The organism is Mycobacterium sp. MMS18-G62 (assembly GCF_053877835.1).
The window spans coordinates 4,922,019-4,935,089 of record NZ_CM132662.1 but is presented as its reverse complement, the minus strand read 5'-3'; the positions used below and the strand labels follow the sequence as shown (position 1 = coordinate 4,935,089).

Here is a 13,071-nt window from a genome sequence, read left to right as displayed (position 1 = left end):
GTCAGGTGCTGCTGACCGCCACGGGCACCGCCTCGATACGCGCCGGGACATGCTTGTGCCACGGCGTGCCTGCGTAGGCGTCGCGCCAATCGGTGGACGTCAGCGAGTTCGGGGCAACACCGGGGACGTGGGCCAGGCCGTCGCCATCGGTGAAATCCAAGCCAAACCCATTGGGCAACGACGCGTGGCCCGGCATCATCACCTCGCTCACCTCGACACTGGCCTCGGCGCTTCCTGCAGCTGTGGTGATGCGCGCACGGCTGCCCTCGGTCAGGCCCAGGGCCTGCGCGTCCTCCACGCTGACGCGCAGCGCTCCTTCGGCGTCGCGTTTGCGCCAGGTGGGGTCGCGGAAGATGTCGTTGGCGGTGTACGCGCGGCGCTCACCGGCCGACAACACGATCGGGAACTCCGGTGTGGTGAGCGAGTGTTGGGCGGCGGCCAGCGCGCGGATCTCGGCGAGCATTTCCGGCATTTGTAGCGCGATCTTGTGATCGGCGTGGCTCACCAACTGCCAGTCGTCCTCGTATTCGTGCGCGGTGAACGTCACGGCCGAGCCGCTATTAAGGATCGCCTCGAACAGCGCGTTGCCGTCGGCATGACCCGCGCGACGAACGGCGTCGGGATACGTCATCGCTGCTTTCTGCGCGAGGCCCCACAACGCCGCAGCACCCTCGAGGCCGTCGGGGAGCGTGGGCCCGAGCGTTTCGTACAACACGAACGGCAGCACCTTGCCGAACATCGGATTGGTCCCGACGGCCGTCAGGAACGCCTCGGCGTACGCGGCGAGTCCGTCCTTGGCGGCCTCGCGCAGCGGTGTCAGTTCAGCGTCGTCGACCATACCGAGCGAGCGCATCAGCCGTGCCCAGATCTCGGGCTCGGGCAGCGTTCCCTCGAGCGGCTCCAACAGCCGGTGGCGCAGGTGAAATGTGTTGTGCGGGAACTCGAAATTGAAGAAGGTCGCTTCGGGCTTCTCGTACTGGCTGGCGGCGGGCAACACGTAGTGGGCCAGCCGAGCTGTCTCGGTCATCGCCACGTCGATGACGACCATCAGCTCCAGCGATTCGAACGCGGCACGGCACGCCGCGGAATCGGCAAGCGAATGCGCGGGATTGCTGCTCTCGACGATCATCGCCCGGAACCGGTCGGGGTGATCGGTCAAGATCTCTTGGGGCACAGCGTTGCTCGGGATCAATCCACCGATCACCGGAGCGCCGGTGACGGGGGTGCGTCCGACCGAGGGCTCATGGCGAAACAGCGGTCCGAACGACGAGTGCAGATGCTGCCCACCGCGTTTGGCGAAGCTGCCGGTCAGGATCCACAGCAGCTTGTTCAGGTACGAGCACAGGGTGCTGTTCGGGGCTTGCTGAATCCCGAGGTCTTCGAATACGGCAACACTGTCGGCGCCGCCGATCCGGCGTGCCGCGGTACGGATCAGCTCCTCGTCGACGCCGCACCGCAATGCGTAGTCGCCTACGGGCACGTTGTGAAGCACCTCGCGCACCGGCTCGGCATCGTTGACGTGTTCGGCCAGAAATGCTTCATTGCAAAGGTTTTCCTGAACAAGAACCGCGGCGAGCGCGGTTAGGCACCACGCGTCGGTTCCCGGCCGTACCCTCAGGTGAATGTCGGCCATCTTCGCGGTATCGGTGATCACCGGGTCGATGACGATCATGGAGCGTTCGGGGTCCTTCGCGATCTCGTTCAGGACGACACGCGCGCGAGGGAAACTTTGTGACATCCACGGGTTCTTGCCGACGAACACCGAGACTTCGGCGTGTTCGAACTCGCCGCGGGTGTGCCCGCCGTACAGATGCGCGTCCACCCACGCTTCGCCGGTCTTCTCCTGAGCCAAGGCATTTGACCGGTAGTGCGAGCCGAGCGCCTTGAGGAAGGCGCCGCTGTACGCGCCGCCGAGATGGTTGCCTTGACCGCCGCCGCCGTAATAGAAGATCTTGTCGCCGCCGTGCGCCTCGGTGATGCGTTTGAAACCCGCCGCGATCTCGGAAATGGCGGTGTCCCAGTCGATTTCCTCGTAGGAGCCGTCGGGCCGCCGTCGCATCGGCGAGGTGAGGCGGGACCGGTTGTTCTGATAGTGGTCAAGGCGGAAGGCTTTGTTGCACGTGTAGCCCTGTGAGGCCGGGTGGTCCTTGTCGCCTCGGATCTTGGCCAACTTGCGGCCGTCGAGCTGAACGACGATGCCGCAGTTGCATTCGCACAGGATGCATGCCGTCGGCTGCCATTGATCGGTCATCGGGTTTTCCTTTTCGACTCTTCGGCAGCCAGCAGCGCCCGCAGCTGGCCATGGACGACATCGAGAGGCTTGACGTCATGAGATGCGCGGGCGACGACGATCGCGCCCTCGATCGAGGCGGTCGTCAACATCGCCAGCTCGTCCGCACGCTCGGCGGACACACCGTCGGAGATCAGCCGCTGCGCGATGAGCTCGGTCCAGCGGCCGAAGGCTGCCGCAGCGCGCTCGATCACCGGCGCTTGTTTGCCGTCGTCGCCGGCTTCGACAGACACCGCGACGACGGGGCACCCGGCCCGGAAGTCGGTGTCGAGCAGCTGCTTGCGGTAATCGGCGACCAGCCGGTCGAGGGCCTCAAGGCCGCTGTTGGCCTTCGCAATTCGCCTGGCTATGTACTCGCCGGCGTAATCGATTGCCTCACAAAGTAATTGCGTGCGGCCGCCGGGGAAGTAGTGGTACGCAGAGCCGCGCGGCGCGCCGCTGTGTTCCAGTACGTCGGCGATGGCCGTCGGATGGGCGCCGCGCTCGCGGATCAGCAGGGCGGCGGAGATCACCATTCGCTCGCGGGGAGTGGCCACAGGCTTCACCTCCGTCTCGGCTATGTATGTCACCTTACATAACCGCCGCACGCGGCACCAGCCTGCATCGAAGCTGGGGACAGCTTCGCGTGGGCCCAGCCAGATCGCGATTCCGCCCGCATTTGCGATCTGCCAGTTGTCTCGGCGGTGTCAGGTTCCCAAAGCGACGACCCAAAGCACGAGGAAGGCCGCCATGAAGGTCAGGCAGAGCACATGGTCGCGGCAGATCGCGCGCGCCAGACGCGACTGCTCCGCCAGCGTGCCGGTGCGGTTGCCCAGCGCAACCGCATTCGGCAGGGTGCGCGTCAGCGCCAGCAGGATCGGAGCGCCGGCCAGCACGGCCGATGACGCAAGCAGCCAAACGGGATCATCGCCGCGAACAGCGCGAAACCCGAACGCCCCCAATAGAATTACCATCACCGCAGCGATGAGGTAGCTCATCGGGCGAGACGTGGTCGTCGCGCGGCGGTAGTAGTCCGCTATGGACGTCAGCACCGCTTCCGGTAGCTCATCGGCGCCGCGGTGGCGAAGAACCTGACTGTCGAAGATCAGGTCCATCCACAACACGGCGATCAGAAAGCCGCCGCAGGCGGCGCCGATCAGACGGAAGCCGCCTCGTTCAGCTCGTTGAGCGTGTTGGTGGCCTCCAGGTACTCCTGCACCCAGCGCTCGATGACTGCCGAGGTCTTCTCCACCTTGGTGAACTGACCCACGACCTGACCAATCGGGTTGAATGCCACGTCGACGCTCTCGTTGGGGTACTTGTGCGTGGCGGCGACGGCCATGCCGGACACCATGTACTGAAGCGGCATGCCCAGCGGCTTCGGGTTGTCCGGGTTCTCCCACGCCTCGGTCCAGTCGTTGCGCAGCATGCGCGCCGGCTTGCCGGTGAACGAGCGGCTGCGGACGGTGTCGCGGCTGGTGGCCTTGGCGTAAGCGGCGTGCTGGACGGGGGTGTGCTCGGACTCTTCGACCATCACCCACTGCGAGCCGGTCCACGCGCCCTGCGCACCGAGGGCCAGCGCCGCGGCGATCTGCTGGCCGCTGCCGATACCACCGGCGGCCAGGACGGGAACCGGCGCGACCTCCTTGACGACCTGCGGCCACAGCACGATCGAGCCGACCTCGCCGCAGTGCCCACCGGCCTCGCCGCCCTGGGCGATGATGATGTCCACGCCCGCGTCGGCGTGCTTGCGGGCCTGCGACGGCGAACCGCACAGCGCCGCGACCTTGCGACCCTCTGCGTGAATGTGCTTGATCATCTCCGCGGGCGGGGTGCCCAGCGCGTTGGCGATCAGCGTGACCTTCGGGTGTTTCAGTGCCACCTCGACCTGCGGGGTGGCCGTTGCCTCGGTCCAGCCGAGCAGCTGCAAGGCGTCGTCGTCGCTGTGGTCGACCGGCACGCCGTGGTCGGCGAGGATCTTCTTGGCGAATTCGATGTGCTCTTCCGGAACGAGCGCGTTGAGTTGCTTCTTGAGCACCTCGGGGGACAGGTCGGCGGAGTCCATGCCCTCGTACTTGTTCGGGATCACGATGTCGACGCCGTACGGGTGGTCGCCGATGTTCTCGTCGATCCACTTCAGCTCGATCTCGAGTTGTTCGGGGGTGAAGCCGACCGCACCAAGCACGCCGAAACCGCCGGCCTTACTCACGGCGACCACGACGTCGCGGCAATGGGTGAACGCGAAGATCGGGAACTCGATGTTGAGCTCGTCGCAGATGGGGGTATGCATGCCGGCTCCTCTGATGGCGCGAATCGCGAATTGAAACGTGTTCTAGTTTAGTACGCGATGCAAGCGTCGTGGCCAGTCGGGGTCGCTAAGGCGATTCAGTCAGTCCCGTCGCTGCGCGGCAGTACCAGCGGCCCGAAGCATCGCCGCGCCGTAGGTGGCCAGTTGTCGCAACGAGTCGCCCCTGCGCCGACGCGGGCCTGCCACGCTCAACACCGGCCAGCCCTGCTGAGCGGAGATCGCCGCAAGCCCCGGGCGCGGGTTGACTGGCCGGGGCTGGCCCACCAGAACCATCAGCGCGGCGTCCTCGTTGCCGTCGGCGTAGAAGTAACTCCGTTGCAGGTCAACGTCGTTGGTCTCACAGAACCGCTGCACCGCGGTGGCCTTCTGCTCACCCCAGATGACGGGCCTGCGGATCCGGCCGGTGAGCCGGCCGTCGGCGTCGACCTCGAAGTGGTTGCACAGCACATGATTGATCTCGAGAAACTTGGCGACGGGCTCGGCGTGGATGGTCAGGGCGGACGAGGCGAGCACCACGGTGTGGCCGCGCAGCTGGTGCGCCCGCACAATCTCGTGCATGTACGGAAAGACCCGAAAGGCGACGCGCTCGACAAACAGCCGTTCGCCGAGCTGGTCGAGTTCGGAAAGCGATTCGCCCCGCAGATAACCCGCTGCCCTGGTCATGAGGCGCTGGAACTGCATGCGGCCAAATCTGTAGCGCATCGATGCCTCGAGGACGCCCAGCATTTCGCCGATCCGTGCTTGCCGGCGCCGGATGCGATCGCTGGCGTGCGCTGACGCGGTGAAGCCGTCGACCAGCGTGCCGTCGAGGTCGAAAAACGCGCCGATCTGCGGCCCGGCCGCGCTCGCGGCGATCTCGGCGACCGGATCCGGTGGATTCGGCTGCGCGCTCATCTCACTCCCGTTTTTCGCGCTGCGGTGAGTTGTCATGCTACGTGTGGACGACATCGCCCTGCTGGTGCTGGGCACGCAGCGGTAGGCGGAAGTCGATACTTCATCGAGGTTGGTTTAATCTGACGCCACGAGCATCGGCTAAATCCAACGCCGGTAGTTTGTTCGTGGCAGGTTCAGCCCGCAGCCTCGCGAGCAGGAAAGTCGTGGTGTGTTGTATCAGCACAGTGCGACCTGACGGAAGGTTGAGCCTTGGATCCCCAATCGAAGACGGCGACTGAGAACACCGCCGCGCCGCCCGAGGCGACGACAGTCGACATCACCGAGAGATGGATCGACCGCGTCGTCGTGGTCTCTGCGACCGGAGTCGTCGACATGCTCACCGCACCACAACTCGACGCGGCCATCGAGGCGGCCCTGGAACAGAAGCCGGCCGCCCTTGTGGTCGATTTCACCAACGTCGACTTTCTGGCATCGGCCGGTATGGGCGTACTCGTCGCCGCCCATGATCGATCGGGTCCCGAGATTCGGTTCAGCGTCGTCGCCGACGGTCCCGCCACCAGCCGGCCCCTGAAGCTGGTCGGCATCGCCGACATCGTCGCGCTCTACGCCACACTCGACGAAGCGCTCGCCGCCCAAAGCGCGTAGGACGCTTCCCCTTCGGGTACACGCCTATTGCGATGATCCAGTCCTTGTCCTTAGCCGACGTCGCCAACGGCGAGCGGTTCGAGCGCATCGGCCTTCCTGCCGATGCCGGCGTTGCTGCCCATACGCGTCGGGAATTCGCAGATTGGCTGTCCCAGTTCTTTGACCTCGATCACACCCAACGCAGCGACGTGCTGTTGGCCATCAACGAGGCGCTGGCCAATGCCGCCGAATTCGCGTACCTCCTGATCGACCGGCCGGGAACCATGGATATGTACGCCGACTACGACCCGGCCAGCGAACGGCTGACCGTGCACGTCTCCGATCATGGGCTGTGGCGTATGCCGGTGGCGACGGCCGCATCACGAACACGTGGTCGCGGACTCCCATTGATGCGCGCGCTTTCCGACGACGTGGCGCTGGACACTTCCGCCGGCGGCACCAAGGTCCGTCTGCAGTGGAACGGCGTCGGGCGACGCTGACTAGTCGGTGTACAGGCCTTTACCCGTCACAAAGGGCAGGTCAAGCGTTGTCCTGATACCCGGCGGCGCCGCCACCACAGCGGGTATCGCATTCACGATCCGTCCGGCCGCCGCGACGATGGCCGCGTGGTTGTGGTCACCTTTGCGGCTGGTGGGGCAGATGTCGACCGTGTAGGACGGCTCGCCGACGATCTCGACCCGATACGAGCCGCCGGGTTGGGCCGGTTGCGCCCAGTCCGGCCGAAGGTCGCCGCGCAGGCGGGTGACGTGCTCGACCACCACGGCCGGCTTCCCGTCGACCATGCCCCTGATCTCGAAACGAAGCGCCGCGACGGTGCCCTTGGCGATATGCCCGGCCGCGATGTCGAAGTCCTCTGGGGCGGGCTCTTGTTCGAATGTCTCAGTGATGTCGTCGATCTCGATGCCGAGCCCGGCCGCCAGTTGCCGGATCGCCGTACCCCAGGCGATGCTCAGCACGCCGGGCTGGAACAGGATCGGCAGGTCGTCGAGCGGCTTGCCGAATCCCATCACATCGAACATCACCGTCGCGCCGTCGTAGGTGGCGTAGTCGGCGATCTCCATGGTGCGGACCTGCTCGATGCGCTGGCAGGTGCTCGCGAACGCGAACGGAATCAAGTCGGTGGCGAATCCCGGATCCACGCCGGTGATGAAGATGCTCGAATCACCTTGCCGGGCTGCATCTTCCACGCGGGCGATGTACTTGTCCGGCATCACCTGCCAGGGGTATTGCAAAACACCCGGAGCTGAGCCGACCACGTTGATGCCTGCGGTCAGGATGCGCATGCAGTCCGCCACCGCGTCGGGCAACCGGGTGTCGCCCATCGCGCAGTACACCGCGCAGTCGGGTTGGGTCGCGATGAGAGCGTCCAGGTCGTTGGTGGCAGCGATGCCCGTCGCCCCATCGAGGCCTGCGAGTTCGGCGGCGTCCTTGCCGACCTTCTCATCCGAGGACACCCATACGGCGGTCAGTTCGAACTGCGGGTTCTCGATGAGCTCGGTCAGCGCGAGGCGCCCGCAGTTGCCGGTGCCGATGAGCGCGACGCGGACCGCCATACTGCCACCCCTCTGATAACTGGAACAGGTTCTACTTGTAGCACGCGCGCAAGGTAGCCTGACCCGTCATGGGACGCGTGGACGGAAAAGTTGCACTGATCAGTGGTGGCGCCCGGGGAATGGGCGCCGCACATGCCCGGATGCTCGTAGCCGAGGGCGCCAAGGTCGTGATCGGCGACATCCTGGACGACGAAGGCAAAGCATTGGCCGATGAGATCGGCGACGCGGCACGCTATGTGCACCTCGACGTCACCCAGTTCGACCAATGGGAGACCGCGGTGGCGACCGCAATGCAGGAGTTCGGCACGCTGAACGTTCTGGTCAACAACGCGGGCATCGTCGCGCTGGGCCCGCTGAAGTCGCTCGACGTCGCCAAATGGCAAAACGTGCTCGACGTGAACCTGACCGGCACGATGCTGGGGATCAAGGCATCGGTGGAACCGATGACGGCCGCGGGTGGCGGGTCGATCATCAACGTGTCGTCCATCGAAGGCCTGCGCGGGGCGGCGTGGGTGCACAGCTATGTGGCGTCCAAGTGGGCGGTCCGCGGGCTGACCAAGTCGGCTGCGCTGGAGCTCGCGCACGCCAACATCCGGGTCAACTCGATCCATCCCGGCTTCATCCGCACGCCGATGACCAAGCACCTGCCCGAGGACATGGTCCAGGCGCCGCTGGGCCGCGCGGGAACGCCCGACGAGGTGGCGACATTCGTGCTGTTCCTAGCCAGCGACGAGTCCTCGTTCGCCACCGGCGCCGAGTTCGTGATGGACGGCGGGCTGGTGGCCGACGTTCCGCACAGGGCGCTGCCGGGCTGACCGAATTCCATTGCGCTGCTTGGCTGAGCCGCGATTGGGCACTCCAGGTACGGTGATCCGGTGGACGGGTCGCAGATGTCGGGTAAACGACGTCGGCACATCGTCTTAAGAATTTTGCTCTCCGTGGCGTTGCTCCTGCTGCTCTGCGCTGCGGACTTTCCTGACTTTGCGCGGCCAGGCCCACCGGCCGGCGAGATGGAATTGGCGCAGGGCTGGTCGCTGACGTCGGCCAAGGACGTCCACGCCGACGGCGCCGCGCTCTCCAGCCCGGATTACCGCTCGCCGGGTTGGCACGCCATTCCCCGCATGCCTGCAACGGTGCTGCAGACCCTTGAACAGGACGGCACGTACCCGAACCTCTACTACGGCACCAACCTGGCCGACGAAGTGCCGCAGGACCTTTACAAACAGGATTGGTGGTACCGCACCACCTTCACGGCGCCGGCCGGTCACACGACGTATGTGCTGGAGTTTCCGGGTATCAACTACCGTGCCGAGGTCTGGCTCAACGGGCACCTGGCGGCCGACAGCAGGCGGATCGTGGGCATGCACACCGCTCACGCGCTCGACGTGTCGCAGTGGGTCAAACAAGGAGAACCTAACGCGCTGGCGGTCAAGATCACCCCGGAGCGGACTCTGCAGGACGTCGACGGTGTCGAACTCGCCGACAGTTGGTATGACTGGATCAACTGGAAGTATTTGGGTTATCAAGGGCCGGACAAGAATCCGGCCAACGGCAATTCCTTTGTGCCCGATCGCAATGCGGGCATTTTCAAACCGGTCTACCTGAGGTTCGCGGGCACCGTCGCAATCGGCCCTTCGGCAGTCAACTCCGAACTTCCGCTTCCGCGAACGGATTCCGCGCGGCTCACGGTCTACACGACGTTGCGCAATTCATCACCCGAACAGGCACGGGGCGTCCTGCGTGCGACGATCACGCGACCGGGTAAGCCCCCCATTCAGGTCGAACAACCGGTCACGCTGGCGGCGGGCGAGGAACGGGAGGTGAGTTTCGATCCTGCCAATTTCGCGCTACTGGCGGTCGACAATCCCGACCTGTGGTGGCCGTACACGATGGGCCAGCCCAACCTCTACGACCTGCATTTGGAGTTCCGGCAGTTCAACGTCCCGACTGACACCAGCCATCTGCGGTTCGGGATCCGCTCGGTCCAGCAGTTCCGCGACACCGACCAGCAATTCCCTGAACTCGGTACGGGTGGAAGCTTCTATCTGAAGGTCAACGGCAAGGACTTCTTGGTTCGTGGCGCGACGTACACGCCGGACCTGCTCTACGCCAACGATTCAAGCCGCGACGCCGCGATCCTGGGCTACGCCAAGGATCTTGGCCTGAACATGCTCCGGCTGGAGGGCAAGTTCCCTGGCGACCACATCGTCGAGATGGCCGACGAACTCGGTATCCCGTTGATGTACGGCTGGATGTGCTGCAACCAATGGGAGAAGTGGTCGCAGTGGGATGACGAAGACAAGCAGGTGGCGCAGGACAGTCTGCGCTCACAGATCCTGATGCTTCGTCAGCACCCGTCGGCGTTCATCTGGGCCAACGGCAGCGACGGCCTGGCGCCACCGGCGGTGCTCAGCGAATACCACGGGATCCTCGAGGATCTGCATTGGCAGAACGCCACCGTCGACACCGTGTCGTCGCTCGCTCAGGACGCGACAGGTCAACGGCTTTGGGACGGCATCCAGATGGCGGGGCCGTACAGTTGGCGCCCGCCGAGCTACTGGTTTTCCGGGCGCTATGCCGCGACTCGCGGCGCCACTGCCGAACAAGGCGACAACGAGCACATCCCGCCTTTTGCAAGCCTGAAGCGGTTCATTCCGCCCGACAAACTCTGGCCGATCAGCGACGCGTGGTTCTTCCACGCCGGTTCTGACCCGAAAAACGCTGTGCTGACAAGCATCCGGCGCGCGGTCGATCGCCGCTATGGGCCGTCGGACGACGCTGAAGAGTTCGCGAACAAAGCGCAACTTGCACACTACGAATCGACTCGCGCCCAGTTCGAGGCGTTCGCCGCCAGCGGGTGGGACAACCACAAGATGACGATCTACTGGATGCTCAACAACCACTGGCCGTCGTTTTTCGGGCACCTGTTCGACTACTACCTGCGGCCGGGCGGCGCGTACTACGGAGCCAAGAAGGGCCTGCGGCCGCTGTCGGTCGTCTTCGATTCCTATGCGGCGGGCAAACACGACCAGGCCAACATCACCGTCGTCAACCAAACGCCCAGTGCCCAAACGGATTTGCAAGTGCGCGTTCGGGTGTATGACTTGCAGGGCCGGGTGCGTGACGACCGCACCGCGGGCGACCTCAGCGTGGCGTCCGGGGGAGCGGTGCAGGCGCTGACATTGCCGCGCCAGGCCGGCGACTCCAGCGTGTTCTTCGTGCGCTGCCAACTGCTCGACAAGACCGGCAAGGTGGTCACCGAGAACGTCTATTGGCAGTCACAACAGCCCGACGACGTCGGCGATCCGCGCAACGATTCCGCATTCGAGCTCAAGCAGGCCAGTTGGGCAGACATGACCGGGCTGAACCGCATGGCGCGGGTGCCGCTCGACGTGACGGCATCACGATCATCCAACCCCGGCGACAACCGCGTCACCATCCGACTGCACAACCCGTCGCGGCAGGTCGGCTTCTTCGAGCGAGCCGAACTCGTCTCCGCCCCGGACGCCGATGAGATCCTGCCGATCCAATACAGCGACAACTACGTCACGGTGTTCCCTGGCGAGACAGTCGAACTGCAGGGGCAGCCGTGGTCCGGTGCGTTCGCCAACTGGGTGCGGGTCACCGGATACAACACGCCACCAGTGACCGTGGCCATCAAGTAATTCGCCGAGTCAGTCGACTGCGGCGAAGTTGACCGTCGCGGTCGCGCCGACCTCATCGTCGTTACCGCGGTAGATGTCCACCTGCACGACGACGGACCGCTTACCTGTGCGCAGGATGCGGGCGACCGCGCGCGCCGGACCGACCTTGATGGGTCGCAGGTAACGGATGAACAGATCGGTCGTTGCGATTGCCATGCCGAAAGGCGTACTGCGCGAAGCCAATTGACCTGCGGTCACGTCCGCCATTGTCGCGATGAGTCCGCCTTGAAGGCCGCCCGCCGTGTTCACGGTTCGTTCGTCGACGGGCATCACCATCGTCACGGTGCCGTCGGGCGAGGGGACTTCGGTCAACTCGAGTTGCTCGAACAGCTCGCGGAGAGACTTCGGCGCCGTCATGGAGAACGACATTACCGGGCTGCCGTAGTGTCATAGCACGTGAGCGCACGCGCCGGCATCGTTGTCACAGGCACCGAGGTGTTGACCGGTCGAGTCCAGGACCGCAACGGCCCCTGGATCGCCGACCGGCTGCTCGAACTCGGGGTGGAACTCGCCCACATCACGATCTGCGGCGACCGTCCAGGCGACATCGAGGCGCAACTTCGGTTCCTGGCAGACGAAGGCGTCGACCTGATCGTCACGAGCGGCGGTCTCGGGCCGACGGCCGACGACATGACGGTGGCAACCGTTGCCCAATTCGCCGGACTCGACCTGGTGCTGGATCAAGCTCTCGAGGACCGCATCACCGACATCCTCAAGCGATTGATGGCGCGCTTCGACAACGTCGACATCGACGCGGTGCGGGCGGCCAACCGCAAGCAGGCGATGATCCCCACCGGGGCTCATGTCATCAGCCCGGTGGGCACGGCCCCCGGCGTCGTCGTGCCGGGCAAGCCGACGATCGTGGTGCTGCCCGGCCCGCCGCGCGAACTGCAACCGATGTGGCCGATCGCCGTTGAAACCGAGGCAGTGCAGCGCGCGATCGCAGGGCGCACCACGTATCGCCAAGAGATGGTGCGGATGTTCGGGCTGCCTGAGTCTGGACTCGCGGATACGTTGCGCGACGCCGAGCAGAACATCGACGGATTCGACCGGCTCGAGATCACCACGTGCCTGCGCCGCGGCGAGCTCGAGATCGTCACCCGTTACGAACCCGACGCCGCGAACACCTACGCCAAACTGATGGAGCTGCTGCGCGAGCGTCACGACCGGGAGATCTTCTCGGAAGACGGGTCCCGCGTCGACGACCAGATCGCGAAGCTGCTGAGCGGGCGCCGGATCGCGACCGCCGAATCCTGCACCGGCGGACTGCTGGCCGCGCGACTGACCGACCTGCCGGGTTCATCGGCATACGTCGCCGGCGGCGTCGTCGCGTACGCCAACGAGGCCAAAACCGAACTCTTGGACGTCGCTGCCGACCTCATCGCCGCTCACGGCGCGGTGTCCGAGCCGGTCGCCGAGGCGATGGCCGATGGTGCGCTGCACCGATTCGGCGCCGACACCGCCGTCGCGATCACCGGAATCGCCGGACCCGGAGGCGGCACAGATGACAAGCCGGTCGGCACGGTGTGCTTCACCGTGAAACTCGGCGACGGCGAGGTCGTCACCCGCACCCTCCGGTTGCCAGGCGATCGGTCCGACATCCGCGAACGGTCGACGACCGTCGCGATGCACATGTTGCGCCGCGCGCTCACCACACGACTTCGGCAGTAAGTTCGCCCTCGACGGGTCTGACACTTT

The 13,071-nt window shown here is 65.3% G+C and carries 12 protein-coding genes; 5 read left to right on the top strand and 7 right to left on the bottom strand.

The genetic code is table 11. The annotated features are described in order from the left end of the window. Nucleotide 1: 1 nt before the first annotated feature. The 5 genes from ACWW36_RS24515 to ACWW36_RS24495 all read right to left on the bottom strand — a co-directional run bounded on the left by ACWW36_RS24515 (nucleotide 2) and on the right by ACWW36_RS24495 (nucleotide 5,471). On the bottom strand, nucleotides 2-2,251 hold the full coding sequence (locus tag ACWW36_RS24515) for a molybdopterin-dependent oxidoreductase (protein WP_456138539.1): 2,250 nt from the start codon (nucleotides 2,249-2,251) through the stop codon (nucleotides 2-4). Then, nucleotides 2,248-2,826, bottom strand: a complete 579-nt coding sequence (locus ACWW36_RS24510; RefSeq protein WP_456138538.1) for a TetR/AcrR family transcriptional regulator — start codon at nucleotides 2,824-2,826, stop codon at nucleotides 2,248-2,250. Before ACWW36_RS24510 ends, ACWW36_RS24515 begins: the two co-directional genes overlap by 4 nt. 150 nt (nucleotides 2,827-2,976) lie before the next feature. Then, the gene (locus tag ACWW36_RS24505; RefSeq protein ID WP_456138537.1) at nucleotides 2,977-3,384 is read right to left on the bottom strand and encodes a hypothetical protein; all 408 of its coding nucleotides are present in this window, start codon (nucleotides 3,382-3,384) and stop codon (nucleotides 2,977-2,979) included. A gap of 41 nt (nucleotides 3,385-3,425) precedes the next feature. Further along, entirely contained in the window at nucleotides 3,426-4,559 is a 1,134-nt protein-coding gene (locus ACWW36_RS24500; RefSeq protein ID WP_456138536.1) for a nitronate monooxygenase, read from the bottom strand. 99 nt (nucleotides 4,560-4,658) lie between these two features. Continuing rightward, on the bottom strand, nucleotides 4,659-5,471 hold the full coding sequence (locus ACWW36_RS24495; RefSeq protein ID WP_456138535.1) for an HAD family hydrolase: 813 nt from the start codon (nucleotides 5,469-5,471) through the stop codon (nucleotides 4,659-4,661). A gap of 249 nt (nucleotides 5,472-5,720) precedes the next feature. Between ACWW36_RS24495 and ACWW36_RS24490 the strand changes: the two genes are divergently transcribed. Both ACWW36_RS24490 and ACWW36_RS24485 read left to right on the top strand, forming a co-directional pair. Beyond that, nucleotides 5,721-6,116 carry an STAS domain-containing protein gene (locus ACWW36_RS24490; RefSeq protein ID WP_456138534.1) on the top strand — a complete coding sequence of 132 codons (396 nt, stop codon included), beginning with the start codon at nucleotides 5,721-5,723 and terminating at the stop codon, nucleotides 6,114-6,116. Nucleotides 6,117-6,160: 44 nt separating this feature from the next. After that, nucleotides 6,161-6,595 carry an ATP-binding protein gene (locus ACWW36_RS24485; protein WP_456138533.1) on the top strand — a complete coding sequence of 145 codons (435 nt, stop codon included), beginning with the start codon at nucleotides 6,161-6,163 and terminating at the stop codon, nucleotides 6,593-6,595. Here ACWW36_RS24485 and ACWW36_RS24480 read toward each other — a convergent pair whose 3' ends face one another. Then, complete coding sequence (locus ACWW36_RS24480; protein WP_456138532.1) at nucleotides 6,596-7,669, bottom strand: NAD(P)H-dependent amine dehydrogenase family protein; 1,074 nt, start codon at nucleotides 7,667-7,669, stop codon at nucleotides 6,596-6,598. A gap of 68 nt (nucleotides 7,670-7,737) precedes the next feature. Here ACWW36_RS24480 and ACWW36_RS24475 point away from each other — a divergent pair, with 68 nt between their 5' ends. Continuing rightward, nucleotides 7,738-8,484, top strand: coding sequence for a glucose 1-dehydrogenase (locus ACWW36_RS24475; RefSeq protein ID WP_456138531.1), 747 nt, complete (start codon nucleotides 7,738-7,740; stop codon nucleotides 8,482-8,484). A gap of 75 nt (nucleotides 8,485-8,559) precedes the next feature. Further along, entirely contained in the window at nucleotides 8,560-11,334 is a 2,775-nt protein-coding gene (locus ACWW36_RS24470) for a glycosyl hydrolase 2 galactose-binding domain-containing protein (RefSeq protein ID WP_456142611.1), read from the top strand. A 9-nt stretch (nucleotides 11,335-11,343) separates the two neighbouring features. Here the strand turns inward: ACWW36_RS24470 and ACWW36_RS24465 are convergent, their stop codons facing one another. Continuing rightward, nucleotides 11,344-11,730, bottom strand: coding sequence for a PaaI family thioesterase (locus ACWW36_RS24465; RefSeq protein ID WP_325332924.1), 387 nt, complete (start codon nucleotides 11,728-11,730; stop codon nucleotides 11,344-11,346). A gap of 39 nt (nucleotides 11,731-11,769) precedes the next feature. Between ACWW36_RS24465 and ACWW36_RS24460 the strand changes: the two genes are divergently transcribed. Beyond that, the gene (locus tag ACWW36_RS24460; protein ID WP_456138530.1) at nucleotides 11,770-13,044 is read left to right on the top strand and encodes a competence/damage-inducible protein A; all 1,275 of its coding nucleotides are present in this window, start codon (nucleotides 11,770-11,772) and stop codon (nucleotides 13,042-13,044) included. Nucleotides 13,045-13,071 lie beyond the last annotated feature (27 nt).